This window comes from Janthinobacterium sp. GW821-FHT03C10 (genome assembly GCF_059420865.1).
The window spans coordinates 1,396,701-1,423,125 of record NZ_JBWKUN010000001.1 but is presented as its reverse complement, the minus strand read 5'-3'; the positions used below and the strand labels follow the sequence as shown (position 1 = coordinate 1,423,125).

At 63.9% G+C, this 26,425-nt stretch carries 27 protein-coding genes; 21 read left to right on the top strand and 6 right to left on the bottom strand.

The genetic code is table 11. The annotated features are described in order from the left end of the window. Positions 1-214: 214 nt before the first annotated feature. Positions 215-1,339, bottom strand: coding sequence for a M14 family metallopeptidase (locus AC07VH_RS06035; protein WP_035822333.1), 1,125 nt, complete (start codon positions 1,337-1,339; stop codon positions 215-217). A 141-nt stretch (positions 1,340-1,480) separates the two neighbouring features. On the opposite strand from AC07VH_RS06035, the gene AC07VH_RS06030 reads away from it, so the two are divergent. Beyond that, a complete protein-coding gene (locus tag AC07VH_RS06030; protein ID WP_077408596.1) occupies positions 1,481-1,735 on the top strand; it encodes a hypothetical protein in 255 nt (84 codons plus the stop codon). A 235-nt stretch (positions 1,736-1,970) separates the two neighbouring features. Here AC07VH_RS06030 and paaX read toward each other — a convergent pair whose 3' ends face one another. After that, positions 1,971-2,900, bottom strand: a complete 930-nt coding sequence (gene paaX, locus AC07VH_RS06025) for a phenylacetic acid degradation operon negative regulatory protein PaaX (RefSeq protein WP_070224237.1) — start codon at positions 2,898-2,900, stop codon at positions 1,971-1,973. A gap of 267 nt (positions 2,901-3,167) precedes the next feature. On the opposite strand from paaX, the gene paaA reads away from it, so the two are divergent. The 20 genes from paaA to AC07VH_RS05925 all read left to right on the top strand — a co-directional run bounded on the left by paaA (position 3,168) and on the right by AC07VH_RS05925 (position 23,652). Beyond that, on the top strand, positions 3,168-4,157 hold the full coding sequence (paaA, locus tag AC07VH_RS06020) for a 1,2-phenylacetyl-CoA epoxidase subunit PaaA (RefSeq protein ID WP_070224238.1): 990 nt from the start codon (positions 3,168-3,170) through the stop codon (positions 4,155-4,157). Between the two features lie 28 nt (positions 4,158-4,185). Next, on the top strand, positions 4,186-4,470 hold the full coding sequence (paaB, locus tag AC07VH_RS06015) for a 1,2-phenylacetyl-CoA epoxidase subunit PaaB (protein WP_034746356.1): 285 nt from the start codon (positions 4,186-4,188) through the stop codon (positions 4,468-4,470). 14 nt (positions 4,471-4,484) lie between these two features. Beyond that, the gene (gene paaC, locus AC07VH_RS06010; RefSeq protein WP_494788328.1) at positions 4,485-5,237 is read left to right on the top strand and encodes a 1,2-phenylacetyl-CoA epoxidase subunit PaaC; all 753 of its coding nucleotides are present in this window, start codon (positions 4,485-4,487) and stop codon (positions 5,235-5,237) included. Beyond that, positions 5,237-5,764 carry a 1,2-phenylacetyl-CoA epoxidase subunit PaaD gene (gene paaD, locus AC07VH_RS06005; RefSeq protein WP_494788306.1) on the top strand — a complete coding sequence of 176 codons (528 nt, stop codon included), beginning with the start codon at positions 5,237-5,239 and terminating at the stop codon, positions 5,762-5,764. Before paaC ends, paaD begins: the two co-directional genes overlap by 1 nt. Before the next feature lie 40 nt (positions 5,765-5,804). Further along, complete coding sequence (gene paaE, locus AC07VH_RS06000; protein WP_475416556.1) at positions 5,805-6,884, top strand: 1,2-phenylacetyl-CoA epoxidase subunit PaaE; 1,080 nt, start codon at positions 5,805-5,807, stop codon at positions 6,882-6,884. A gap of 128 nt (positions 6,885-7,012) precedes the next feature. After that, complete coding sequence (gene paaG, locus AC07VH_RS05995; protein WP_475416555.1) at positions 7,013-7,804, top strand: 2-(1,2-epoxy-1,2-dihydrophenyl)acetyl-CoA isomerase PaaG; 792 nt, start codon at positions 7,013-7,015, stop codon at positions 7,802-7,804. Between the two features lies 1 nt (position 7,805). Further along, on the top strand, positions 7,806-9,371 hold the full coding sequence (gene paaH, locus AC07VH_RS05990) for a 3-hydroxyacyl-CoA dehydrogenase PaaH (RefSeq protein ID WP_494788307.1): 1,566 nt from the start codon (positions 7,806-7,808) through the stop codon (positions 9,369-9,371). After that, a complete protein-coding gene (gene paaI / locus AC07VH_RS05985) occupies positions 9,364-9,810 on the top strand; it encodes a hydroxyphenylacetyl-CoA thioesterase PaaI (protein ID WP_494788308.1) in 447 nt (148 codons plus the stop codon). The genes paaH and paaI overlap by 8 nt, the downstream gene beginning before the upstream one ends. A gap of 68 nt (positions 9,811-9,878) precedes the next feature. Continuing rightward, the gene (gene paaK, locus AC07VH_RS05980) at positions 9,879-11,207 is read left to right on the top strand and encodes a phenylacetate--CoA ligase PaaK (RefSeq protein WP_475416601.1); all 1,329 of its coding nucleotides are present in this window, start codon (positions 9,879-9,881) and stop codon (positions 11,205-11,207) included. A 22-nt stretch (positions 11,208-11,229) separates the two neighbouring features. Then, positions 11,230-12,435: a 3-oxoadipyl-CoA thiolase gene (gene pcaF, locus AC07VH_RS05975; protein WP_494788309.1), complete on the top strand. Its 1,206-nt coding sequence runs from the start codon at positions 11,230-11,232 to the stop codon at positions 12,433-12,435. A gap of 84 nt (positions 12,436-12,519) precedes the next feature. After that, entirely contained in the window at positions 12,520-13,671 is a 1,152-nt protein-coding gene (locus AC07VH_RS05970; RefSeq protein ID WP_494788310.1) for an ABC transporter substrate-binding protein, read from the top strand. Positions 13,672-13,743: 72 nt separating this feature from the next. Continuing rightward, on the top strand, positions 13,744-14,622 hold the full coding sequence (locus tag AC07VH_RS05965; RefSeq protein ID WP_034780386.1) for a branched-chain amino acid ABC transporter permease: 879 nt from the start codon (positions 13,744-13,746) through the stop codon (positions 14,620-14,622). After that, complete coding sequence (locus AC07VH_RS05960) at positions 14,619-15,602, top strand: branched-chain amino acid ABC transporter permease (RefSeq protein WP_475416550.1); 984 nt, start codon at positions 14,619-14,621, stop codon at positions 15,600-15,602. The genes AC07VH_RS05965 and AC07VH_RS05960 overlap by 4 nt, the downstream gene beginning before the upstream one ends. A 1-nt stretch (position 15,603) precedes the next feature. Next, complete coding sequence (locus tag AC07VH_RS05955) at positions 15,604-16,359, top strand: ABC transporter ATP-binding protein (RefSeq protein WP_070224251.1); 756 nt, start codon at positions 15,604-15,606, stop codon at positions 16,357-16,359. Next, positions 16,359-17,090, top strand: coding sequence for an ABC transporter ATP-binding protein (locus AC07VH_RS05950; RefSeq protein ID WP_494788329.1), 732 nt, complete (start codon positions 16,359-16,361; stop codon positions 17,088-17,090). The genes AC07VH_RS05955 and AC07VH_RS05950 overlap by 1 nt, the downstream gene beginning before the upstream one ends. A 91-nt stretch (positions 17,091-17,181) precedes the next feature. Further along, a complete protein-coding gene (gene paaY / locus AC07VH_RS05945) occupies positions 17,182-17,796 on the top strand; it encodes a phenylacetic acid degradation protein PaaY (RefSeq protein ID WP_475416549.1) in 615 nt (204 codons plus the stop codon). Positions 17,797-17,892: 96 nt separating this feature from the next. Further along, positions 17,893-19,944: a phenylacetic acid degradation bifunctional protein PaaZ gene (paaZ, locus tag AC07VH_RS05940; protein ID WP_475416548.1), complete on the top strand. Its 2,052-nt coding sequence runs from the start codon at positions 17,893-17,895 to the stop codon at positions 19,942-19,944. Between the two features lie 396 nt (positions 19,945-20,340). Further along, positions 20,341-21,603 (top strand): hypothetical protein, encoded by a 1,263-nt coding sequence (locus AC07VH_RS05935; protein ID WP_489629742.1) that lies wholly within the window; start codon positions 20,341-20,343, stop codon positions 21,601-21,603. A 10-nt stretch (positions 21,604-21,613) separates the two neighbouring features. Further along, positions 21,614-22,021 (top strand): type 2 periplasmic-binding domain-containing protein, encoded by a 408-nt coding sequence (locus AC07VH_RS05930; protein ID WP_494788311.1) that lies wholly within the window; start codon positions 21,614-21,616, stop codon positions 22,019-22,021. A gap of 59 nt (positions 22,022-22,080) precedes the next feature. Then, on the top strand, positions 22,081-23,652 hold the full coding sequence (locus AC07VH_RS05925; protein WP_494788312.1) for a methyl-accepting chemotaxis protein: 1,572 nt from the start codon (positions 22,081-22,083) through the stop codon (positions 23,650-23,652). A 110-nt stretch (positions 23,653-23,762) separates the two neighbouring features. On the opposite strand, the gene AC07VH_RS05920 is transcribed toward AC07VH_RS05925, so the two are convergent. From AC07VH_RS05920 to AC07VH_RS05905, 4 genes are read right to left on the bottom strand one after another with little or no spacing between them, the layout of a single operon-like run. Continuing rightward, positions 23,763-24,986: a M24 family metallopeptidase gene (locus AC07VH_RS05920; RefSeq protein WP_494788313.1), complete on the bottom strand. Its 1,224-nt coding sequence runs from the start codon at positions 24,984-24,986 to the stop codon at positions 23,763-23,765. A 45-nt stretch (positions 24,987-25,031) separates the two neighbouring features. Continuing rightward, positions 25,032-25,571 (bottom strand): type II secretion system protein, encoded by a 540-nt coding sequence (locus AC07VH_RS05915; RefSeq protein ID WP_494788314.1) that lies wholly within the window; start codon positions 25,569-25,571, stop codon positions 25,032-25,034. After that, the gene (locus tag AC07VH_RS05910) at positions 25,558-25,941 is read right to left on the bottom strand and encodes a type IV pilin protein (RefSeq protein WP_494788315.1); all 384 of its coding nucleotides are present in this window, start codon (positions 25,939-25,941) and stop codon (positions 25,558-25,560) included. Before AC07VH_RS05910 ends, AC07VH_RS05915 begins: the two co-directional genes overlap by 14 nt. A 5-nt stretch (positions 25,942-25,946) precedes the next feature. Continuing rightward, positions 25,947-26,417, bottom strand: a complete 471-nt coding sequence (locus AC07VH_RS05905) for a type II secretion system protein (protein WP_494788316.1) — start codon at positions 26,415-26,417, stop codon at positions 25,947-25,949. Positions 26,418-26,425 lie beyond the last annotated feature (8 nt).

The following is a 26,425-nucleotide window of genomic DNA, read 5'->3' as shown; positions in this document are numbered from 1 at the left end:
CCGGGAAGTCATGGCGACCCGCCCGGCGAGATATTCTTGCGGGGCAGCGCAGCGTGGCGTGGCCCGATTCTGTTGCTTAGTGTAGGACGATAATTTCTGGCAGGCAAGATGTTAGGAAAAAAATCTGCTCGGCCAGCAACGCTTGTCGTGCGGTCAAAAAAAATGCCCCGGCGAGCGGGGCATGGGATCAAGCGGGCCGCTTCGGCCCAGGCGCTCAGGCGCGCAAGGTGGACAGGATAGGCTGCAGCACGGCCGCGCCCAGGGCAGCGCTGCGGGCGCCGCTCCAGCCCGTTTGCGGGTCGGGATCGTTGGCGTTGTCCTTGAACGGCAGTTCCAGGGTCAGCGACAGGCAGCCGAAGGCGTGCGTGATGTGGGGCGAACCCATGGTCAGCACTTCCGGCGTGAACGGACCGTCTTCGTAGCCGTGCTCATCCTGGAAGTCGGGGCTGGCCACCTTGAAGTCGGCGATGAAGCGGTCTTGTTCCGCCTTCTGGGCTGGCGTAAAGTTTTCCAGCGCATCGCTGCCGGCCACGAAGACGTAGGGCAAGCCTTCGTCGCCATGCACGTCGAGGAACAGGTCGCAACCGATTTCATGCATTTTCTGTTTCACCAGGAACACTTCCGGGCTGCGCTCCATGGTCGGCGTCATCCACTCGCGGTTCAGGTTGGCGCCGGCCGCGTTGGTGCGCAGGTTGCCATGCACGGAACCGTCCGGGTTCATGTTCGGCACCACGTAGAAGACGGCGTCCTGCAGGCACTGGCGGGCAAACGGATTGGCCTGGTCCAGCAAGGCTTCGAGCATGCCTTCGACAAACCATTCGGCCATCGTCTCGCCCGGATGCTGGCGCGCGATGACCCAGACTTTTTTCTCGGCATCGGCGTCGCCGACGACCAGCAGATTCATGTCGCGGCCTTCCACCGTGCTGCCCAGGTCGATCAAGCGCACCAGCGGCGACGCTTGCGCGCTGTCGATCAGGGCCAGGTGGCGGTCCCATGGGTACGGCTCGAAATAGGCGTAGTAGACGCTTTCTTCCTCGGGCGTGTGTTCGATGGTCATCACCGTGCCGTCAAAGCTGGTGGGTACGCGGAACCAGGTTTCGCGGTCGTAGCTGGCCACGGCCTGGTAATCTTTCCAGCCGTCCGGGTAGGCCGACTTGCCTGCGTTCATGAAGCGGATCGTGCACGCCTCGCCTTGCGCGCCTTGCAGGCGGAAGTAAAACCACTGCGTGATGTCGGCGTGGGAATCCTTGCGGATGTTCAGCTCGATGGAGTGGGCATCGTCGGCGCGCAGCACCTCGATCGCGCCGGCGTCGAATTGCTGGCTGATTTTAATGGTCATGAGTGTTCCTGATAAAAACGTATGGGTTTTGCATCGTGTGCAATGGCGCGATGATACCTGTTTTGCGGTGGCCTTTGTGCTGGCGCAAACGATGACGGACATGCTTTGCTAACGTGGAAGCTCCGATATGGGGAGATCATCATGGACGACAACGGTAAACACATACGCGAACTGGAAAAGAAAATCAGCGCCCTCAGCGACGCGCTGGCGCACCTGGGCAAGGGTACGACCTTGCAGGAATTGCTGCGCATCATACGTTTCCCTGGCTACACGACGCCGGCCGAATTCACCTTCAATGTGGCCATCCTCGACACCATGCTGGTGCAGGCCAATGCGCTGGAAAAGCTGGGGCAGGATTTGTTGGCGGGGGCCAAGCAGGTGGTGGCAAAACAGTGAGCAGGCGGTGACTTACAACACCTAACAAAACCGTAGCGAGCGGAAGGGAGTTGTGGTTGAGAAGCGCAACTGTACGAAGGTACAGTGAGCATCGCAGGCCGCAAATACCGACGCGCAGTAGGTTTTGATAGGTGTTCTTATTCCTGAACACCTGAAAAATGGCCAGGGCAAGGCGCAGGGCCGCAGGCAGTACGAACGTACGCCCAGGCCCTGCAACACCGCCATGGACGTTTTATCAGGTGTTCAGTCCGCCGAAGCGTTCGTAAAACCACGGCTCCACGTCCGGCGCGTGCTCATCCTCGCGACGCAGGGTGGCCAGGATGTGTTCCTCTGCAGGAGCGTACGTGATGCGGTACAGGTCGCGCGCCAGCGCATAGGCTTGCGTGCCGGGCCACGGTTCGGGCAGCAGTTCGACGGGCAGTTGCGGGTCGTGCAACTGCACGCGGCGGTAGGCGTGCGTCAGCAGCGAGCGGATGACGAAGGCCTGCTCGGCATCGAACACGGGTTCTTCCTGCAGCAGGGTCAGCAGCGGCTGGAAGCTGGCGATGAATTTTTCGTAGCCGGCCATCACTTCCGACAAGTCCCAGCAGTCGCCCACCATGTCGCGCAGGGGACGCGTGCTGACACCGGGCAACTCTGTTGTGTGGCAGACATACAGCTTGCCCTGCACCTCGTTGCGCACGAGAATATCTTCCAGCGCCTCCGCATTGCTGGCCGGGTGGCCAAAGATGCCGGGCGAGATCAAGCCATAGCCCGCCCACAATAATTCCTTGCGCAGCGCGCCCCGTTCGGCGGCGCCGATGCTGCCGGCCGGCCCGATCACCAGAGTCCAGCTGCCATCCCAATGCACGACCAGCGGCGCATAGATGCGGCGGTAGGCGCGTTCGAAGCGGGCCAGCGCCTCCGGGCGTATCGCATAGGCGCTGCGGCGGCCGTCGCGCTGCGAGCTGAGCCAGCCTTCCTGCGCCAGGCGGAACACGCTGGTGCGCAATAGCCGGTCATTGACGCCGAATGGCGCCAGCAGTTCGATCAGGCTGCCCAGCCAGATGGCGCCGCCGCGCGGCACGATGGCGTCGCCGAAGATGGTCATCACCAGAGACTTCGAGCGCGGTGGGTCGCTTTCCAGGAAATCGGCTATCCATGCCGTGCAGCGGGTGTTCTTCATGTGGTTCCGGTCTGGCCGTGTTGCGGTCGGTTCAATAAAAGCAGCAGTTTACTTGGCTGCGCGGGTAGCGCGGCAATAATTTGCCGGAAGCGCGGGTAGCGCCCCATGGTGTTTTCTCATAAGCAATATCATACGCACAAAAAAGCGGCATAAGATACGATTTTTTAAAATGATTCATATCAAGTGTATGCAAATCGTTTTTTGTATCGTATTATCTGTTCATCGCACCGCGCGGCTGCGCAAAATCAAAGACATGGGAGACACATCATGTACGCACAAATGGTTGAAACCGGCCTCAAGAACGTCCGCTCCATCGACGACATGGGCCAGGAAGAGCGCGCTTTCCAGGCGCGCATCGACGAAGGCATCAAGATCGAGGCCAAGGACTGGATGCCGGACGCCTACCGCAAGACCCTGATCCGCCAGATTTCGCAGCACGCGCACTCGGAAATCGTCGGCCAATTGCCCGAAGGTAACTGGGTTACGCGCGCGCCGACCCTGAAACGCAAATCGATCCTGCTGGCGAAGATCCAGGACGAAGCGGGCCACGGTCTGTACCTGTACAGCGCCGCGGAAACCCTGGGCGTCTCGCGCGACGATTTGCTGGCCGCCTTGCACTCGGGCAAAGCCAAATATTCCAGCATCTTTAACTATCCCACCCTGTCGTGGGCCGACATGGGCGCCATCGGCTGGCTGGTCGACGGCTCCGCCATCATCAACCAGATTCCCTTGTGCCGCTGCTCCTACGGTCCGTATGCGCGCGCCATGATCCGCGTCTGCAAGGAAGAATCGTTCCATGCGCGCCAGGGCTACGACATCATGATGTCGCTGTGCAAGGGCACGCCCGAACAGAAAGCCATGGCGCAAGATGCCTTGAACCGCTGGTGGTGGCCATCGTTGATGATGTTCGGCCCGTCCGACGCCGCCTCCGTCAACAGCGCCCAGTCGGCGCAATGGCGCATCAAGCTGTTCTCGAACGACGAATTGCGCCAGCGCATGGTCGACCAGACCGTGCCGCAAATCGAATACCTGGGCCTGACCGTGCCCGATCCGGACCTGAAGTTCAATGCGGAGACGGGCCATTACGAATTCGGCGAGATCGACTGGTCCGAGTTCAACAATGTCTTGAAGGGCAATGGCCCGTGCAACCGCGAGCGTTTGCAAACGCGCGTGAAAGCGTATGAAGACGGTGCATGGTTCCGCGATGCCTTGGTCGCCTATGCCGACAAGCAAGCCGCCAACAAAGCGGCAGCGTAATTACATAAGACAGATAGGGGATAGCAACATGAGCAAAGAATGGCCTTTGTGGGAAGTTTTCATCCGCAGCCAGCACGGCCTGGCGCACAAGCATGTGGGCAGCCTGCACGCTTCCGACGCCACCATGGCGGTCAACCATGCGCGCGACGTCTACACGCGCCGCAATGAAGGCGTGAGCATCTGGGTGGTGCGCGCGGCCGATATCGTCGCCAGCAGCCCCGGCGACAAGGGCGCCCTGTTCGAACCGTCGAACAGCAAGGTGTACCGCCATCCCACCTTCTTCCCGATGCCGGAAGAAGTCAAGAACCTGTGATGGGAGCGCCTGCAATGGATGACAAGGTCAATTACCTCCTGCGCCTGGGCGACAATGCCCTGATCCTCAGCCAGCAGCTGTCGCAGCTGTGCGGCAAGGGCCCGGCGCTGGAAGAAGACATGGCGCTGACCAACGTGTCGTTGGACTTGCTGGGCCAGACGCGTTTGTGGTTCAGCTATGCGGCCGAACTGGAAAACGCGGGCCGCGACGAGGACGACATCGCCTTCTTGCGCGACGCCCACGATTTCAAGAACTGCCTGCTGGTCGAACAGCCGAACGGCAATTACGCCGACACCCTGATGCGCCAGTTCTTCTTCGACAGCTGGCACTATTTCCAGCTGCTGGAACTGACGAAATCGACGGACGCGCGCATCGTCGAGGTGGCGCAGAAGTCGATCAAGGAAGTGACGTATCACCTGCGCCGCAGCGGCGACCTGATCGTGCGCCTCGGCGACGGCACGGCGGACAGCCATGCAAAAACGCAGGCGGCCGCCGACAAGCTGTGGATGTACACGGGCGAGATGTTCAAGTACGACGCCGTCGACCAGGCCATGGTCGCCGCCGGCATCGCGCCGCCATCGGACGTGCTGCGCCGCGCGTTCCTCGAGCACGTGGCCGAGATCTTCGCCGAAGCGACGCTTGTCATGCCGGCGCCCGACGCGTGGATGCAAAAGGGCGGCAAGCAGGGCACGCACACGGAGCACCTGGGTTTTATCCTGGCCGAGATGCAGTTCCTGCAGCGCGCCTATCCCGGGGCGGAGTGGTAATGCACGCCGCCGGCGCATCACTGGACGCGGCCCAGGTCTGGGCCTGGCTGGGTGACGTGCCGGACCCGGAAATCCCCGTCATCTCGGTGGTGGACCTGGGCATCGTGCGCGCCGTCGAAGTCACGGATGGCGATGCGTGCATCGTGACGATCACGCCCACATATTCGGGCTGCCCGGCGATGCAGGTGATCGCCGACGCCGTCACCGATGCCTTGCGCAGCCATGGCGTGGCCAGGGTGACCCTGGTGAACCAGCTGGCGCCCGCGTGGACCACGGACTGGATGAGCGAGGCGGGCAAGGCCAAGCTGAAAGGCTATGGCATCGCCCCGCCGCAGCAGCAGGTGATCGATATCAGCGGCTTGCGTGGTGGAGTCAAGCGCCAGGCTGGTCCCAAGCTGGAGGTGATCTGCCCGAACTGCGGTTCCACGCATACGCAGCTGACCAGCCAGTTCGGCTCCACGCCGTGCAAGGCCCTGTACAAATGCCTGGCTTGCCGTGAACCGTTTGACTACTTCAAGTGCCACTAAAAAAATCAGGCACACGTTCCGAAGAAACTGGAGATGAAGCATGAGTAAATTTTATCCGCTGTGCGTAGCGAACGTGCGCAACGAAACGCGCGACACCATCGCCGTCACGTTCGATGTGCCCGCCGAGCTGCAGCAGCAGTTCCGCTTCCAGCAGGGCCAGCACCTGACCCTGCGCGCCCATATCAATGCGGAAGACGTGCGCCGCTCGTATTCCATCTGTTCGGCGGTGCAGGACGGCACGCTGCGCGTGGCCATCAAGCGCACGCCAGGCGGCGCCTTTTCCACCTGGGCGAACGACACCCTGAAAGCCGGCGCCACCATCGACGTGATGCCGCCCATGGGCCACTTCAACGTGCCGCTCGACTGCGTCAACCGCAAGCACTACCTGGCGTTTGCGGCCGGCAGCGGCATCACGCCCATCCTCTCCATCATCAAGACGACCCTGCTGACGGAACCATTGAGCCGCTTCACCCTGTTCTACGGCAACCGCGCCTCGTCCTCCGTCATCTTCAAGGAAGAATTGACGGACTTGAAGGATGTGTACCTGGAGCGTTTGAACCTCGTCTACGTGATGAGCCGCGAACAGCAGGACATCGAACTGTTCAACGGCCGCATCACGCAGGAAAAATGCGAGCAGTTCCTGCAGCACTGGATCAAGGTCGAAGACTACGACAACGCGTTTATTTGCGGCCCGGAAGACATGATGCTCGGCGTGTCCGCTGCCCTGCAGGCGGCCGGCATGCCCAAGCAGAACATCAAGATCGAACTGTTCGCCGCCAGCATCCCGAAAAACGCCCACAAGCCGCGCGCCCAGCTGGCCGCGGATACCGTGCAGGAAACGGAAGTGACCGTCGTCATGGATGGCAACCACACCACCTTCACGATGGACAAGGACAAGGAATCCATCCTCGACGCGGGCCTGCGCCATGGGCTTGACATGCGCTACTCGTGCAAGGGCGGCGTATGCTCGACCTGCCGCTGCAAGATCCTCGACGGCAAGGTCGAGATGGACGTCAACTACGCGCTGGAAGACTACGAAGTGGCGCGCGGCTTCGTCCTCAGCTGCCAGAGTTTTCCATTGACCGACAAGGTGGTGGTCGATTTCGACCAAGCTGAATAGTCGCAAACCCCAAACAACATCTGGGGTCGGACCTTAAGGGTAATTCGGCCCAGTGGGGCGAATGACGATTCCGCAGGAACCGACCTTACTTGTCCCCGGGTTAAAAATAAACGTATACGAGACACGCCATGACCTACCAAAACATCCTCTTCACCATCGAGCAGGGCATCGCCACGCTCACCCTGAACCGTCCCGACAAGCTCAATAGCTTTACCCAGGCCATGCACGAGGAAGTGCGTGACGCGATTGCGCAAGTGAACGCCGACAGCACCGTGCGCGTCTTCGTGCTGACGGGCGCGGGGCGCGGCTTTTGCGCCGGCCAGGATCTGTCCGACCGCGCCGTGGAGCCGGGCTCGAAGGGCGTGGACCTGGGCGAATCGGTGGAAAAGAACTATGCGCCGCTGGTGCTGGCCTTGAAAGCCTTGCCTATGCCCGTGATCTGCGCCGTCAACGGCGTGGCCGCCGGCGCGGGCGCCAACCTGGCGCTGGCCTGCGACATCGTCATCGCCGGCAAGTCGGCCAGTTTCGTCGAAGTGTTCTGCAAGCTGGGCCTGATCCCGGACACGGGCGGCACCTTCTTCCTGCCACGGCTGATCGGTTCGGCGCGCGCCATGGGCCTGGCCATGCTCGGCGAAAAACTGACGGCGGAAAAGGCCGAGGACTGGGGTTTGATCTGGAAATGCGTGGATGACGCCGAACTGGCGCAGGAAACGCGCAAGCTGGCCGTGCACTTTTCCACGGCGCCGACCAAGGGCCTGGCGTATACCAAGCAGGCGCTGGCTCTCAGTGGCGCCAATACCCTGCCGCAGCAGCTGGCGCTGGAAGCGCGCATGATGAGCGATCTCGGTAACAGCGACGATTACCGCGAAGGCGTCGCCGCCTTCATGGAAAAGCGCGCACCGCAATTCAAGGGACACTGATATGGCAGCTTTGGACAACAACAGTATCGTCGCCGTTATCGGCAGCGGCGCCATGGGCGCCGGCATCGCGCAGGTGGCCGCTGCCGCCGGCTACCGCGTCAAGCTGTACGACACGCGCGCGGAAGCGGTGAGCAAGGCTTTGCTTGATATCGGCAAGATGTATGCGAAGCTGGCCGAAAAGGGCCGCATGAGCGTTGACGAAGCGGCCGCCGCCACGGCGCGCCTGCAGGCGGCCGGCAGCCTGGCTGATGTGAGCGATGCTGTCCTGGTGGTGGAAGCCATCGTGGAAAACCTCGACGTCAAGCGCGGCCTGTTCGCCGAACTCGAAGCGTTAGTCAGCGACGACTGCATCCTGGCGACGAATACCTCGTCGATCTCCGTCACGGCCATTGCCGCCAAGCTGCGCCGGCCGCAACGCCTGGTCGGCATGCACTTCTTTAATCCCGTGCCCCTGATGGCGCTGGTGGAAGTGATCAGTGGCCTGGCCACCAGCGAGCAGGTCGCCGCCACCGTCTACGATACGTCGATCGCCTGGGGCAAGAACCCCGTGCATGCGAAATCGACACCCGGCTTCATCGTCAACCGCGTCGCCCGTCCGTTCTATGCGGAAGGCTGGCGCCTGTTGAACGAGCAGGCGGGCGACCCCGCCACCATCGATGCCGTGCTGCGCGAAGCGGGCGGTTTCCGCATGGGCCCATTCGAATTGATGGACCTGATCGGCCATGACGTGAATTTCTCCGTCACGCAATCCGTGTTCGGCGCCTACTTCAACGACCCGCGCTTCACGCCGTCCGTGCTGCAGCAGGAGATGGTCAACGCCGGTTTCCTCGGCCGCAAATCGGGCCGCGGCTTCTACCTTTATGGCGAAGGCGCCAGCGCCCCTGTCGCGCAGGCGGAAGGCGTGCAAGCGACCCCGGAATTCGTCGCCCTGTCGGCCGCCATCGGCGGCGATGGCCGTGGCCACAGCGGCATCATCCGCAGCCTGGTGCAGCGGCTGGAGCAGGCGGGCGTCACCGTCAGCCGCCGCGTGACGCAGGAAGGCCAGGTGCATGACGAAGCGCCCGCCCTGCATTGCCATGGCGCCGCGATCTATCTGACCGATGGGCGCAGCGCCACCCAGCGCGCGCACGACAACCAGCATCCGGACACGGTGCTGTTCGACCTGGCGCTCGATTACGCCAGTGCAAAGCGCATCGCCGTGGCCCGTGCCGACCAGTGCAGCGACGACGCCTACGCGGCCGTCGTCGGCCTGTTCCAGGCGGCCGGTTTCATCGTCACGCGTCTGGACGACGTGCCTGGCCTGGCCGTCATGCGCACCGTCGCCATGCTGGCCAACGAGGCGGCCGACGCCGTCAACCAGGGCGTGTGCACGGCGGACGCCGTCGATATCGCCATGCAGAAGGGCGTCAATTACCCGCGCGGACCGCTGGCCTGGGCCGATGCGGTGGGCGTTCAACAGATCGTGACCGTGCTGCACCACCTGGCGCAAGGCTATGGCGAGGACCGCTACCGGGTCTCGCCGCTGCTGCGCCGCAAACTCGCCAATGGAGTACCGTTTCATGCATAAGGAAGACCAATTTCACGCCGCCCAGGCCTTGGCTGAAGCGGCCGCCGCCTCCATGTTGTCGCGCGATAACGCCACCGCCGCCATGGGCATCGCCCTGGCCGACGTGGGCCCCGGCCATGCGCGCATGACGATGACGGTGCGCGCCGACATGCTCAACGGCCATCAGACCTGCCATGGCGGCTTTATCTTCGCCCTGGCCGACAGCGCCTTCGCCTTTGCCTGCAACAGCTACAACATGAACACCGTGGGCGCCGGCTGCACCATCGATTACCTGGCGCCGGGCCGCGAGGGCGACGTGCTGACGGCGCACGCCGTCGAGCAGGCGCTGGCCGGCAAGAGCGGCGTCTATGACGTCAAGGTCAGCAACCAGGATGGGCGCGCCATCGCGCTCTTCCGCGGCAAGTCGATCCGCGTGGCGGGCGAAGTCATTATTGATTGAAGGTACAAGAGCAGGCTTGAACTGCCGTTGCAGCATTACATAGTAAAAGAACCGATTAGGAGACAATGATGGTCCAACGAATTCCCGCCCCGAATGACCTCGAGCCGATCGAGCGCGCCAGCAAGGATGAACTGCAGGCGCTGCAGCTCGAACGCATGAAATGGACGCTCAAGCACGCGTATGACAACGTGCCCCATTACCGCGCCGCTTTTGACGCAGCGGGCGTGCATCCGGACGACCTGAAGTCCCTGGCCGACCTGGCCAAATTCCCGTTCACCGACAAAAAAGTCTTGCGCGATAATTACCCGTTCGGCCTGTTCGCCGTGCCGCGCGAGCAGGTGGTGCGCATCCACGCATCGAGCGGCACCACGGGCAAGGCCACGGTGGTCGGCTACACGCAGAACGACATCGATACCTGGGCCAACGTGGTGGCGCGCTCGATCCGCGCCGGCGGCGGACGCGCGGGCGACATGGTGCATATCTCCTACGGCTACGGCCTGTTCACGGGCGGCCTGGGCGCGCACTACGGCGCCGAGCGCCTGGGCTGCACGGTCATCCCCATGTCCGGCGGCCAGACGGAAAAGCAGGTGCAGCTGATCCAGGATTTCAAGCCGTCCATCATCATGGTCACGCCGTCGTACATGCTCAACATCATCGAGGAATTCACGCGCCAGGGCCTGGACCCGGCCGAATCGTCGCTGAAGGTGGGCATCTTCGGCGCCGAGCCGTGGACGGACGCCATGCGTTCGGAAATCGAGGCGCGCGCCGGCATCGACGCCGTCGACATCTACGGTCTGTCCGAAGTGATGGGGCCTGGCGTGGCGTCCGAATGCATCGAGAGCAAGGACGGTCCCGTCATCTGGGAAGACCATTTTTACCCCGAGATCATCGACCCGGAAACGGGCGAAGTGCTGCCGGACGGCGAAGAGGGCGAGCTGGTGTTTACCTCCTTGTCGAAAGAGGCGCTGCCCATCATCCGCTACCGCACGCGCGACCTGACCCGCTTGCTGCCGCCGACCTCGCGGGCGATGCGCCGCATCGGCAAGATCACGGGCCGCTCGGACGACATGCTGATCATCCGCGGCGTGAACGTCTTCCCCACGCAGATCGAAGAGCTGATCTTGAAAATGCCGAAGCTGGCGCCGCAATACCAGCTGGTGGTCACGCGCGACGGCCACCTCGACAAGCTCGAAGTCATCGCCGAGCTGCGCATCGACCTGACGGCCACCATCTCGGCCAGCGAAACGGACGCCCTGGCGCGCGAGCTGGAACACCGCATCAAGACGCACGTGGGCGTGAGCACGCGCGTGCGCCTGGTGGCCGCCGCCGGCATCGAACGCACGCTGACGGGCAAGGCCCGCCGCGTGGTCGACCAGCGCCCGAAGATTTTCTCCTGATAGCCCGAACAAGGAAACAAACATGAACGAAGCCTTTATCTGTGACGCCGTGCGCACCCCCTTTGGCCGTTATGGCGGCGCGCTGTCCAGCGTGCGCGCCGACGACCTGGGCGCGCTGCCGATCGCCGCGCTGATCGCCCGCAACCCGTCCGTCGACTGGTCCGCCATCGACGACGTGTTCTATGGCTGCGCCAATCAGGCGGGCGAAGACAACCGCAACGTGGGCCGCATGGCCGCGCTGCTGGCCGGCTTGCCGGCGGCAGTCCCGGCCAATACCATCAACCGCCTGTGCGGTTCCAGCCTGGACGCCGTCGGCATGGCTGCCCGCTCGATCAAGGCGGGCGAGGCGGAACTGATCATCGCCGGCGGCGTGGAAAGCATGACGCGCGCACCGTTCGTGATGGGCAAGGCCGACAGCGCCTTTTCGCGCGCGGCGAAAATCGAGGACACGACCCTGGGCTGGCGTTTCGTCAACGGCAAGATGAAGGCGCAGTATGGCATCGACACCATGCCGGAAACGGCGGAAAACGTGGCCGTGGAATTTGGCGTCAGCCGCGCCGACCAGGACGCGCTGGCCTTGCGCAGCCAGCAGCGCTGGGCCGCCGCCAACGCGGCCGGCGTGTTCGAGCGCGAAATCGTGCCCGTCGCCGTGCCGCAAAAGAAGGGCGAGCCGAAGATGGTGACGATGGATGAACATCCGCGTCCGGACACCTCGCTGGAAATGCTGGCGAAACTGAAAGGCGTGGTGAAAGTGGACGGCACGGTCACGGCCGGCAATGCCTCGGGCTTGAACGATGGCGCCTGCGCGATTTTGCTGGCGTCCGCCGCCGCCGTGGATAAATACAAGCTGACGCCGCGCGCAAAAGTGCTGGGCATGGCCACGGCCGGCCTGGCGCCGCGCATCATGGGCTTTGGCCCCTCGCCGGCGTCGCGCAAGGTGCTGGCGCAGACGGGATTGAGCATCGAACAGATGGATGTCATCGAACTCAATGAAGCGTTTGCGGCGCAGGCGCTGGCCGTCACGCGCGACCTGGGCCTGGCCGACGATGCGGCCCACGTGAACCCGAATGGCGGCGCGATTGCCATCGGCCATCCGCTGGGGGCATCGGGCGCGCGCCTGGTGATGGCCGCGCTGAACCAGCTGGAACGCACGGGCGGGCGCTATGCGCTGTGCACCATGTGCATCGGCGTGGGGCAGGGTATTGCCGTGGTGATTGAACGCGTATAAAAAAGTAGAAAAACAAAAAAGGCGCAGGCTTGTAAAAAAGCGCCAATATTAATTGACCGTAGTGCCAACCTGGTGGAGACCACAATGATTGCCAATATCCTCAAGAAAACCCTGATCGCCGGCGTGCTGGCCATGACTGCCGCGGGTGCGTACGCGGCCGACAACATCAAGATCGGTTCCGTGCTGTCCGTCACGGGACCGGCCGCCTTCCTGGGCGATCCTGAACTGAAAACCCTGCAGCTGTATATCGAGAAAATCAATGCGGCAGGCGGCGTGCTGGGACGCAAGCTGGAACTGGTGCACTACGACGATGGCAGCGACGCGGCCAAGGCCAACGGTTTTACCAAGCGCCTGATCGAGTCGGACAAGGTCGACGTGCTGATCGGCGGCACCACCACCGGCGCGACGATGGCGATGGCGCCGCTGGTGGAGCGCGCCGGCATGCCGTTCATTTCGCTGGCGGGCGCCGTGGTGATCATCGATCCGGTCAAGAAGTGGGTCTTCAAGACGCCGCATACGGACCGCATGGCGGCCGAGAAGGTGTTCGAGGACATGAAGAAGCGCGGCATCAGCAAGGTGGGCCTGCTGTCGGAAACGAGCGGCTTTGGCGCCTCGGGCCGCAAGGAATCGCAGATCGTCGCCTCGAAATACGGCATCACGCTGGTGGCCGATGAAACCTACGGTCCGAAAGACACGGACATCACGGCGCAGCTCACGCGCATCAAGAACACGGCCGGCGTGCAGGCCGTCTTCGTCTTCGGCCTGGGCCAGGGCCCGGCCGTGGTGACCAAGAACTACGGCCAGCTGGGCATGGCCGCGCTGCCGTTGTACCAGTCGCATGGCGTGGCGTCGGACGAATACCTGAAGCTGTCGGGCAAGGCTGCCGAAGGCGTGCGTCTGCCAACGCCGGCCCTCCTGATCGGCGCCATGCTGCCCGACAGCGACGCGCAGAAGGCCATCGTCGTCGGCTACGACAAGACGTATAAAGAGCGCTACAAGATCGATCCATCGACCTTTGGCGGCTATGCGCTCGATGCCCTGAACCTGTCGGTGGACGCCATCAAGCGCGCCGGCGGCACGGACCGCGAAAAAGTGCGCACGGCGCTGGAACAGACGAAGGGTTTTGTCGGCACCACCGGCGTGTTCAACATGTCGGCCAAGGACCACATGGGTCTGGACCTGTCGGCTTTCCGCATGGTGCAAGTGAAGAACGGCGAATGGCAATTGTCGAAGTGATGTAAGCCAGAGTACCTGCGCGAGGCCGTCCCCGAAGGCGGCCCGCGCACAGCCGAACATAATGGAGACACCATGGAAGTCGCTCAATTTCTACAATTTCTGTATTCCGGGATGACGGTTGGTTCCGCCTACGCGCTGGCGGCGCTGGGCTTTACCATCATCTACAACACCAGCGGCGTGATCAATTTCGCCCAGGGCGAATTCATCATGCTGGGCGGGATGCTGGCCGCCGTGATGTCGGCCGCCGGCGTGCCGCTGCCGCTGGCCATCATCCTGGCCGTCATCGCCACCGGTATCGTTGGCCTGCTGATGGAAAAAACCGTGATCGAGCCGGCGCAGAACGCGCAGGTCATCACCCTCTTGATCATCACCATCGGCGCCTCGCTGGTGCTGCGCGGCCTCGTGCAGATCTGGCTGGGCAAGGATACGCACTCGCTGCCGGCCTTTTCCGGCGACGCGCCGATCGAATTTCTGGGCGCCAGCCTGCTGCCGCAAAGCCTGTGGGTGCTGGGCGTGACCGTCGTCATCGTGCTGGTGCTGGGCTGGTTCTTCGGCCGCACGCTGATGGGCAAGGCCATGCTGGCCACCTCGCACAACAAGCTGGCCGCGCAACTGGTGGGCATTAACACGCGCAAGGTGCTGCTGTTCTCGTTCGGCCTGTCAGCCCTGCTGGGCGCGGCGGGCGGCATCCTCGTCGCACCGATCACGTATACCTCGTATGACGCGGGCATCATGCTGGGCCTGAAAGGCTTTGTCGCCGCCGTACTCGGCGGCCTGGGCGGCGGCGCGGGCGCGATTGCCGGCGGCCTGATCCTCGGCATCGCCGAAGCCATGACGGCCGGCTATATCTCGTCGGCCTACAAGGACGCGGTGCCGTTCGTGCTGATCTTATTGATCCTGTTCTTCCTGCCGCAAGGCTTGTTTGGCGCTAAAAATTCGGAGCGTGTATGAAGAATTTCCTCACCCGCTCGCGCCACGGCGGCCTGTTGTTGCTGGCCCTGGTGCTGGCCATCCTGCCGCTGTTCCTCAGCAATGCGTTCTACTATGACGTGGCGATCCGCATCGCGCTGAATGCCATCGTCGTCATCGGCCTGAACCTCTTGATGGGCTATACGGGCCAGATCAGCCTCGGCCACGCGGGTTTCTACGGCCTGGGCGCGTATGCCTCGGCCGTGCTGACCACGCACTACGGCTGGCCGCCGCTGGCCGCCTTGGCCGCCGGCGCCGTCGCCACGGGTCTGCTGGCGCTGCTGCTGGCGCGTCCCGTGTTGAAACTCAAGGGCCATACCCTGGCCATGGCGACCCTGGGACTGGGCATCATCATTTCCATCGTCATCAACAACGAGACGCAATGGACGGGCGGCCCGGACGGCATCGGCGTGTCCGCCTTCAGTGTCGCCGGCCTGGAAATCGCCGGTGAAAAATCGTGGTACCTGGTGTGCGCCGTGCTGCTGTTGCTGGTGACGTGGCTGGCCCTGAACCTGATCGATTCGCCCGTCGGCCGCGCGCTGCAGGCCATCCACGGTTCGGAAGTGGCGGCCCGCGTGGTCGGCGTCGACACGACGCGCTTCAAGGTGCGCGTGTTCGTGCTGTCGGCGGTGATTGCCAGCATCGCGGGCAGCATCAGCGCCCATTACATCGGTTTCATCACGCCCAACCTGGCCGGTTTCTTCCACTCGATCGAGCTGGTGACGATGGTGGTGGTGGGCGGCATGGCCTCGATCTTCGGTTCCATCATCGGCGCGGCGCTGCTGACGATCCTGCCGCAATTGCTGTCCAGTTTTGAAGGCTGGGAAACAGTGGTGTTCGGCGTGATCCTGATGGCCACCATGATCTTCATGCCCAAGGGCCTGGTGCCCAGCCTGGCCAGCCGTTCGCGCAAGCGTTCTGCGACGCCGAAAGCACCGCCTCAATCTGCACGGGAGGTGTGAGATGCTGACGATTAACAACCTGAGCAAGAGTTTCGGCGGCGTGCACGCGGTGCAGGACGTAAGCTTTACGGTCAAGGAGGGCAATATCCACTCCGTGATCGGGCCGAACGGCGCCGGCAAGACGACCCTGTTCAACCTGATCACCGGTGTCTACACGCCGACCAAGGGCGAGATCCTGCTCAATGGCGAGAACGTGGCCGCCATGTCGCCCGATGCATTGGCGCGGCGCGGCATGAGCCGCACCTTCCAGAACCTGCAGGTGTGCATGAACATGACGGCCATCGACAATGTGATGGTGGGCGCGCACCTGCGCCTGAACCAGAACCTGTTCGCTTCCATGCTGCGTTTGCCGTCCGTGCGCCGCGCCGATGCGGCCTGCCGCGACGAGGCGGCGGGCCTGATGGAATTCGTCGGCGTGGGCCGGCATATCGGTGACGAGGCGGGGCAGATGTCGTATGGCGCCTTGAAGCGCCTGGAAATCGCCCGCGCGCTGGCGGCCAAGCCGAAGGTGCTGCTGCTCGATGAACCGGCGGCGGGCCTGAACCACACGGAGACGGGCGAGATCGAAGCCCTGATCCGCAAGGTGGCGCAATCGGGCGTGACGGTGGTGCTGGTCGAGCATGACATGAAACTGGTGATGAATTTGTCGGACCATATCCTGGTGCTCGACTATGGCAAGAAGCTGGCCGAAGGGACCGCCGCCGAAGTGCGCGCCAATCCCGACGTGGTGGCGGCATACCTGGGAGTGGCGGCATGATGAAGATGGAAAAACCTCAGGCGCCGCTGGTGCTCGATATCGCCGGCCTGACCAGCCATTACGGCCGCATCCAGGCCCTGCACGGCATCGACCTGCAGGTGCGCCAGGGCCAGCTGGTGGCGCTGGTGGGCGCGAACGGCGCCGGCAAGACGACCCTGTTGCGGGCGATTTCCGGCGTGCAGCCGATCGGCGCCGGCAGTATCGCCTTCGCCGGCCAGGACGTCAGCCGCATGAGCGCCGACAAGCGTGTGCGCGCCGGCATTTGCCAGGTGCCGGAAGGGCGGCAAGTGTTCGGCCCCATGACGGTGGAAGACAATCTGCGTCTGGGCGCCTTCACACGCCCCGCACAGGACGTGGCGGGCGACATGGAGCGCATGTACGGCCTGTTCCCGATCCTGAAGGAAAAGCGCCTGCTGCTGGCCGGCACGCTCTCCGGCGGACAGCAGCAGATGCTGGCCATGGCGCGCGCGCTGATGGGCCGCCCGCAACTGCTGCTGCTCGATGAACCGAGCATGGGTCTGGCGCCGCTCCTGATCGCGGAAATCTTCCGTATCGTGGCCGAGCTGCGCGACCAGGGCATCACCATCTTCCTCGTCGAGCAGAACGCGCACGCCGCCCTGTCGATCGCCGACGTGGGATATGTGATCGAGACGGGCGCGATTACCCTGTCCGGTCCCGGCCCTGAATTACTGCACAACGAGCAGGTACAAAGCGCGTACCTGGGTATGTGAAGACGTAGGTCGGATTAGCGGGGGCGCCGAGCCGCTTGCGCGTAATCCGACATCAGCCGCTACGGCTGGCAATAATGTTTTGGAGAGCAACATGGTCAAAGTCTACGAAATCAACGGCGTTACCCCCGTCGTCCACCCCAGCGCCTATGTGCACCCGTCGGCCGTGCTGATCGGCGACGTGATCGTCGGCCCGCGCTGCTATATCGGCCCGCTGGCCTCGATCCGCGGCGACTTCGGCCGATTGATCCTGGAAGAGGGGGCGAACCTGCAGGACACCTGCGTCATGCACGGTTTTCCCGGTTGCGACACGGTGGTCGAAGTCGACGGCCATGTCGGCCATGGCGCCGTGCTGCATGGCTGCCGCATCGGCCGCAACGCGCTCGTCGGCATGAATGCCGTGGTGATGGACAACGCCGTCATCGGCGAGGAATCCATCGTCGCCGCCATGAGTTTCGTCAAGGCGGGCATGCTCGTCGCGCCGCGCAGCATGGTGGTGGGCACGCCCGCCAGGGTGACCCGCGCGCTGACCGACGATGAAATCCAATGGAAAAGCTCGGGCACGGGCCAGTACCACGAACTGGCCGTGCGCTCGATGCAGACGATGCGCGAGGTGGAAGCCCTGACGCAAGTCGAGGCGAACCGCCAGCGCCTCAATTTCGAATCGGCCTTGCCGCTGCACTTGCACAAGAACGCTGCTGCGCAATAAACAGTATGGGCGTAGGTCGGATCAGCGGGGCAGCGCCTCGCGTCATCCGACACCACCACCAACGTCACCAACACCCTCGTTTTACGGAGAAACCACATGGCTCACATATCCACCCTGCAAAGCCTGATCGCCGGCCGCTGGCTGGGCGACAGCGCCGCCGTGCCCCTGCACAGCGCCTTGAACAACCGCGTCATCTATCATACGCATGCGGAAAAAATCGATTTCGACGAAGCCGTCACGTATGCGCGCAGGACGGGCGTGCCGGGCCTGATGGCGCTGGACTTCCAGCAGCGCGCCGCGCGCCTGAAGGCGCTGGCCCTGTACCTCGTCGAGCGCAAGGAAGAACTGTATGCGATCTCGCACCTGTCGGGCGCCACGCGCGCCGACAGCTGGGTCGACATCGAAGGCGGCACGGGCACCCTGTTCGCCTACGCCAGCATGGGCAGCCACGAGCTGCCGTCGTCGAACGTGCTGCACGAAGGCCCTGCCATCGCGCTCGGTAAAAAAGGCGGTTTCGCCGGCACGCACATCCTGGTGCCGCGCGGCGGCCTGGCCGTGCACATCAACGCCTTCAACTTCCCCATCTGGGGTCTGCTGGAAAAATTTGCGCCAAGCTTCCTGGCGGCCATGCCCTGCATCGCCAAGCCGGCCACGGCGACGAGCTATCTGACGCAGGCCGTCGTGCGCATGATGCATGAATCGGGTCTGCTGCCGGCCGGCAGCCTGCAACTGGTGATCGGCTCCACGGGCGACTTGCTGGACCGCCTGAATGGCCAGGATTTCGTCACGTTTACAGGGTCGGCCGCCACGGCCGCCAAGCTGCGCACGAATTCCAACCTGATCGCCCAGTCCGTGCCCTTCAACGGCGAAGCCGATTCGCTCAATTGCGCCATCCTGGCGCCGGACGTCACGCCCGACGACGTGGAGTTCGACCTGTTCGTTAAGGAAGTCGTGCGCGAAATGACGGGCAAGTCGGGCCAGAAGTGCACGGCGATCCGCCGCATCATCGTGCCCGAGCACCTGATGGATGCCGTCGGCACGCGCCTGCGCGAGCGCCTGGCCAAGGTGGTGGTGGGCGACCCGTCCATCGAAGGCGTGCGCATGGGCGCGCTGGCGTCGAAAGAGCAGCAGAACGACGTGGCTGAACGTGTCGCCACCCTGTCGCAGGGTAACGAGGTGGTATTCGGCGCGGCCGACGGTTTTAATCCGCTCGGTGATGGCGCGCAGGACGGCAGCTTCTTCTCGCCGACCTTGCTGATGTGCCGCGACGCCTTCGGCAACGACGCCGTGCATGACGTGGAAGCGTTTGGCCCCGTCAGCACCATGATGGGCTACAAGGACATCGACGAAGCGCTGGCCCTGGCCGCGCGCGGCAAGGGCAGCCTGGTGAGCACCCTGGTGACGCGCGATCCGAAGATCGCCGCGCGCGTGGTGCCGCAAGTGGCGGCCACGCATGGCCGCGTGCACGTGCTCGAGCGCGTGGCCTCCGTCGATTCGACTGGCCACGGCTCGCCCTTGCCGCAACTGAAGCACGGCGGCCCTGGCCGCGCGGGCGGTGGCGAGGAACTGGGCGGCGTGCGCGCCGTGCGCCATTACCTGCAACGCGCGGCCGTGCAAGGCTCGCCGACCATGCTGGCGGCGATCACCGGCGAATACGTGCGCGGCGCGGACGTCAATGAAAGCCCGATCCACCCGTTCCGCAAGCATTTCGAGGACTTGAAGACGGGCGACTCGCTGCTGACGCACCGCCGCACGGTCAGCGAAGCGGATATCGTCGCCTTCGGCGGCATCTCGGGCGACTTCTTCTACATGCACTTCGATGAAATCGCCGCGAAGGAATCGCAGTTCGGCAAGCGCATCGCCCACGGCTACTTCGTGCTGTCGGCCGCCGCCGGCCTGTTCGTCTCGCCCGGCGTCGGTCCCGTGCTGGCCAACTACGGCCTGGACAACCTGCGCTTCGTCGCTCCCGTCGCCATCGGCGACACCATCCGCGCGCGCCTGACGTGCAAGCGCAAGGTCGACCGTAACCGCAAGGACGTCTTTGGCGTGGGCCAGGGCGTGGTCGCATGGGACGTGCAGGTGACCAACCAGAACGAGGAACTGGTGGCCAGCTACGACATCCTGACCCTGGTCTCCAAGCGCGAGTAAGTCCGAGAGTAAGCGTCTCCGGCAGGACTGGTGTGAATGGCGCCGCCCGCGATCTTCGCGCGGGTGGCGCTTTTTTTATGCGGGTTCTTTTCGTCTTGAATTATCCATAAGTGTATGAAAAATATAGGCTAAGTGTGGTTTTGCACGGCGTGCTATTTAGATAAACCCCTCTAGAACGCGTGCTTTTTTCATGAAAATGGGCGAATTCGCTCATTGCCTCAAGAAAACTTTCCAACGTAAAACCTTTTCTATGTAGCATGGTTTTACTCACTGGTCACGCCGCCAAGGACGCCCAAGGCGATGGCGGCGCGAAAAAATGGACCCGGCCTGTTACGGCCGGTGAACCATCGATCGGGAGTCCCATTCCACGTTCACCGCTACGGGTATTTAATTACTATGAATAAACACGTTCTGATTTTCCTGCTGGCCATGCCCCTGGCCATCAGCCATGCTTATGCCGAAGAGGCCGTCGGCCCCGCCGTCAAGATCAGCGGTTACGGCACGGCCGCCCTGACCATGGCCGATACCGACAAGGCGCAGTTCGCGCGCCCGAACCAGGCTGCCGGCGCCGGCCGCACCGCCCGCACGGGCGTCGATTCCAACCTGGGACTGCAGGCCAATGTCACCGTCACCCCGTGGCTGTCGGCCACCGTGCAGGGCCTGGCGCGCAAGGATGGCGAAGATGATGTCGGCGCCGAACTGGCGTGGGCCTTTGCCAAGGCCAAGGTGTCGGACAGCTTCAGCGTGCGCGTCGGCCGCATGGGCCTGCCCGTCTTCATGATTTCCGATTACCGCAACGTCGGCTATGCCAACACCATGCTGCGCCCGCCGGGCGAAATGTATTCGCAGGTACCCCTGAACAGCATCGACGGCATCGACGGCACCTACCAGTTCAGCGCGGGCGACACCAGCATCACCACGCAGCTGGCGCTGGGCCGCACCAAGGCCACCCTGGCCACGGGTCCCGCTTCGACCGTGCAGGTGGAAGGCAAGTCCATCGTCGCCCTGAACGTGGTGGCTGAACATGGCCCCGTCACCGTGCGCTTCGGCCGTGCCGAGACCAAGCTGACGATCAACGATTCGCCGAGCCTGAACACGCTGATGGGCAGCTTGCGCGCGGCCGGCAGCGGTTACAGGATCGCCCAGCTGGGCGCCCTGGCCGATGCGCTGGAAGTCAAGGACAAGAAGGCGTCGTTCACCTCCGTGGGCCTGGGCCTGGACTGGAACAACGTGCTGCTGCAGTCCGAATATGCGAAGCGCAAGACGGACAGCTATGTCAGCGACAGCACCTCGTGGTACGTGATGGGCGGCTACCGCATCGGCGCCTTCCTGCCCTACTACAGCCACGCCAGCCTGAAGGCCGATGGCCGCGTGAACAACACCGTGCCCGCATCCTGCCCTGCCGGCTATCCGGCCGCTTGCACGCCGACCCTGCGCGCGCTGTCGGCCGGCGTCGAGACCCTGGCCACCATGCGCAACCAGCTCGAACAATCGACGGACAGCATCGGCGTGCGCTGGGACTTCCACCGTTCGGCCGCCTTGAAGGTGCAGATCGACCGCATCAAGCCGAAGAATGGCCCGGGCCTGTTCGTGCAAGCCAAGCCGGGCTTCCATGGTCCCGTCACGGTGGCTGCCGCCGCCATCGATTTCGTTTTCTGAGGAGCGCCGCATGAAACCATTGATCTTGAATGTGGCCGCCTTGCTGGCGCTGTCGACCGCCGTTCCCGCCATGGCCGAAGTGGTCGTGGTCGTCAATGCCAAGAGCGCCGCCGGCGCCATGACGAACGAACAGGTGGCGCAGTTTTTCCTCGGTAAATCGACGGCCATGACGCCGATCGACCAGCCGGAAAGCGCCCCCGTGCGCGCCGAGTTCTACAAGAAGGTGACGGACAAGGAGCCGTCGCAGGCGAAGGCCCTCTGGTCCAAGCTGGTCTTCACGGGCAAGGCGACCTTGCCGAAGGAAGTGGCCAATAGCGCCGACGTGAAGAAGGCCGTGGCGGCCGATCCGAAAGCCATCGGCTATATCGAAAAGAGTACCGTCGACGCCAGCGTCAAAGTGGTGCTGACGGCGCCATAAAGCCGGCCCGGGCCGCGCGCCATGCGGCGGCCCGGTACACATACCATCAGGAGACAGCAATGAGCATCAAACGCAAGATATGGGCGCTGCCTGTCGTCTCGGCCGTGATTTTCGGGCTGGGGCTGGCCGTCAGCGCCTACCTGTCCACGGCCACGCTCAATTCCATCCACGCTACCGAAAGCGCCGACTATCCCGTGCTTGACCTGGCCAAGTCGCTGACCCTGGACGTGGCCGCCGTCGGCGACGCCTTGCGCGATGCCGTCAGCGAAGGCGACAAGGAACGCATCGGACAAGTCGGCGGCCAGGCTACCAAGCTGCGTGCCAGGCTGGACGCCTTTGCGGCGATCCCCGGCCAGCGCGAGCAGGGCGCGCGGCTGGCCAAGGAATTCGATGCCTACTATGCGCCGGCCCTGAGCGCGGCGCGCATCATGCTGGAAATGGAAGAGGGCGACCCGCAGGCGACCGTGGCGCGCATGCAGGGCGCGCTGGCGGTGCTCAATGCCGACCTGGCAAAGACCAATGAACAGGCGCAAGCGCAGTTCAGGCAGGGCATCGAGCGCAGCGCGGCCAACGTGCGCAATGCGCTCAATACCAGCATCGCCGTGGCGCTGGCCGTCATCGTCTGCCTGGTGGCCGTGTCGCACTTCGTCGTGCGCGCCATCTGGCAGCAACTGGGCGGCGAACCCGAATATGCGCGCCAGATCGCGCGCGCCGTGGCCGATGGCGACCTCTCGATGCATATCGTGACCGAGGCGGGCGACCAGGACAGCCTGCTGGCGGCGCTGAAGGACATGCGCGCCAAGCTCGGCGGCATGGTCTCCGATATCAAGGCGTCGGCCGAAACCATCCAGGTGGCCAGCGCGGAAATCGCCCAAGGCAATGCGGACCTGGCCGCGCGCACGGAATCGCAGGCGGGCAGCCTGGATCAGACGGCGCGCAGCATGGACAGCCTGACCTCCACCGTGCGCGACAACGCCGCCAACGCGGGCCAGGCGCATGAACTGGTGCTGTCGGCATCGTCGGTTGCCGTGAAGGGCGGGCAGGTGGTCAGCCAGGTGGTGACCACCATGGGCGAGATCAACGATGCATCGAAACGCATCGTCGACATCATCGGCGTCATCGACGGCATCGCCTTCCAGACGAATATCCTGGCCCTGAACGCGGCCGTGGAAGCGGCGCGCGCCGGCGAACAGGGGCGGGGCTTTGCTGTGGTGGCGTCCGAAGTGCGCAACCTCGCGCAGCGCAGCGCGGCAGCGGCGCGCGAGATCAAGCAATTGATCGGCGACTCGGTGGCCAGGGTGAATGTCGGCTCGAAACTGGTCGACGAAGCGGGTCTGACCATGGGCCAGATCGTCGATTCCGTGAAAAAGGTGGCCGACATCATGGCCGAGATCAGCGCCGCGAGCCAGGCGCAAAGCGCCGGCATCGGCGACATCGGCGTGGCCATCGGCAGCATGGACCAGATGACGCAGCAGAACTCCGCGCTGGTGGAAGAAGCATCGGCGGCGGCCGAATCGCTGCAGGAACAGGCCGTGCAGCTGGGTACGGCGCTGGCCGTGTTCAAGCTGGCGCAGGGGGGCGTGTCGGATTACGCGCTGCGCGCTAATCCGACCTACCTGGCGTTGCGGTGATGTCGGATGACGCGCCATGCGCCGCGGCGGCCCCGCGAATCCGACCTGCCAGGTATTGGCGTATGCGTAGGTTGGATTAGCGCAGCGTAATCCAACACAGGAGCACCGCCTTACGCGCGCAGGCCGAACGGATCGTCGATGCTGTGCGCCGGCTGCGTGAACCAGCGCGGACCGTTTTCCGTCATGTAAAAATGGTCTTCGTGGCGGATGCCGAATTCGCCGGGGATGCAGATCATCGGCTCGTTCGAGAAGCACATGCCCACGTCGAGCGGCGTCGTGTCGCTGCCCACCAGGTAAGGCCATTCGTGGATATCGAGGCCGATGCCGTGGCCCGTGCGGTGCGGCAGTCCGGGCAGTTTGTAGCCGGGGCCGTAGCCGTCCGCTTCCAGCGAGACGCGGGCGGCGCGGTCCACATCGCCGCAGGGTACGCCCAGCCGGGCGGCCGCGAATGCGGCGGCCTGCGCGGCCTTTTCGCTGTTCCATACGCTGCGCTGGCGTTCGCTGATCTGTCCGAAAACATAGGTGCGCGTGATGTCGGAGATGTAGTTCATCACCTGGCAGCCCGTGTCGATCAGCACCGTGTCGCCCGCCTTCAGGGTCTGCACGTAGTTGACGCCATGCGGGTAGGCCGTCGCTTCGCCGAACAGCACGATGCAGAAGTACGAGCGGGGCGCGCCTACCTTGCGGTGTGCGCGCTGGATGAATTCTTCCACTTCCACAGTCGTGATGCCTTCGTACAGCATGCTGGCCGTGGCCACGTGCACGGCCAGGGTCATGTCCATCACGCGCTGCATCAGGGCGATTTCCGCCTGTGATTTTCTGCTGCGGCAGTACGCCGTCACGGTGCGCGCGTTTTCCAGCGCGTAGCCGGGGGCCAGCGGCCGGATGCCGTCATAGATGAAGAAGGCGGCGCTTTCGCAGATGCCCACGCGCGGCGGTTGATGCGCGTCCTGGGCGATTCCCATGCGCGCCAGCACGTCGACGAACAGCTGGTACGGGCTTTCATGCTCTTCCCAGCAATTGACACGGCCTGCGACGAGCATGAAGCCTTGCAGGGTGCTTTCCTCGAAGGCGGGGGCGATGTATTCGATGTCGCCGCTGGCCGGCAGGATGGCGCCCACCATGCGTTCGCTGGCATACCATTTGGTGCCCGTGAAATAGGTGAGGTTGGCGCCCGCGTTCAGGTAGATCGCGGCGATGCCTTGCTCGCGCATGAACGCTTGCGCCTTGGCGATGCGCTGCGCATGTTCGTTCTTGCCGATGGCGACCATGCCGCCCGTCATGTCCGACAGCGACGCCAATGCCTGTTCGATGGAAGTGCCACCTATGCTCATGCCTGCTCCTTTGCTCGATGCTGAATATGGAATGCGGGCATGATATCAGTTCGCGCCTTTCGGCTTGAGGCCGGGCGCGCCGCCGGCCGCATCGGGCGGAGCCAGCACCAGGTCGTGCGGATACGTGAAGTGCCAGTCCGCGTAGCGCTGCTTGCGGCGCAGGCTGGCGTCTTCGTCGAGGAAGTTGTCCTGCTTGATGGGCAGCTGCGGCGACAGCGAATGGATGCCGACGATGCGTCCCTCCTGCCGCAGCACGCCCCATTCCGCCTTGTCCGTGACGGGATCCGCATACAGGCGGCGCAAATGCCGCCGGGCGTTGGCGAAGCGCGGGTCGCGCAGCAGTTCCTGCAGGGTCAAGGGATAGCGGGGCCGCCCGTCGGCCGGCGTGCTGTCGTAGTAGCGGCCCAGCGCGTTGCGGAATTCATGGCCGATGAACAGCAGCTCGCGTTCCTTGTCGCGCCGCGCGGCCGTGGCATGCAATTCGCCGGCCAGCACCAGGCCCACACCCATGAAGGCCACCAGCATCAGGGTCCAGATGTAGGCGAAACCCGCCGCCCGCCGCCGCACGCTCCTAGAGCTGCTCAAAGGGGATGCCCTCGCGCGTCTTGCCCTTGGCGCCGCTGCGCACGTCGGCCACGCCGCTGATCTCGCCATTCGGCGAAGGGATCAATTGCCAGGTGGCGCTGGATTCCGTGACAGGGTCCAGCGGCACGCTGCGGAAGTAATGGTGGGTCACCAGGTCGGCCAGCGCGGCCGGGTATTCTCCCTTGTCGGCATAGTATTTATCGAGGCCGCTCCTGAGCACCTGCAGGTTTTCCTTCAGGGCGACTTCCTTCGATTTTTCCACCGAGCCGAAATAGCGGGGGATGGCGATCGTCAGCAGCAGCGAGATGATCGCCAGCACCACCAGCAGTTCGACCAGGGTGAAGCCGCGGCGGATGGTCGTGGTCTGCATGGCGGTCACCATTGGTTGAGCGGCACGCCGTTCAGGCCCGCCTTGGTCGAGCGCGAGGCGACGTCGAACACGTCTTCGCCTTCGCTGGGATTGTCGGGCGGCGAGGCATACGCGCGCTTGCTCCAGCTGTCGGCTGCGCTGCCGGCTTCCCTGGGCTGGAACGGGTCGCGCGGCAGGCGGCGCAGGAAATAGATGTTCTGTTTTGATGGACTGCGCTGGTCGGGCACGCCCTCGACCAGTTCCTCGAGTTTCTTCGGATAGCCCGATGCGCCCAGCGACAGCTTGATGCGGCCATTGTCCGACGCCCGCTTGTAGGCGTCGATCGCCTCGCGCATCTCGATCAGGGCGCTGCGCAATTCCTGCTCCTTGGCCCGTTGCAAGGCCACCTGCGCCATCGGCACGGCCACCGTGGCCAGGGTCGCCATGATGGCCAGGGTGATCATCAGTTCGATGAAGGTAAAGCCCCGCTTTTTCACTGGCCACC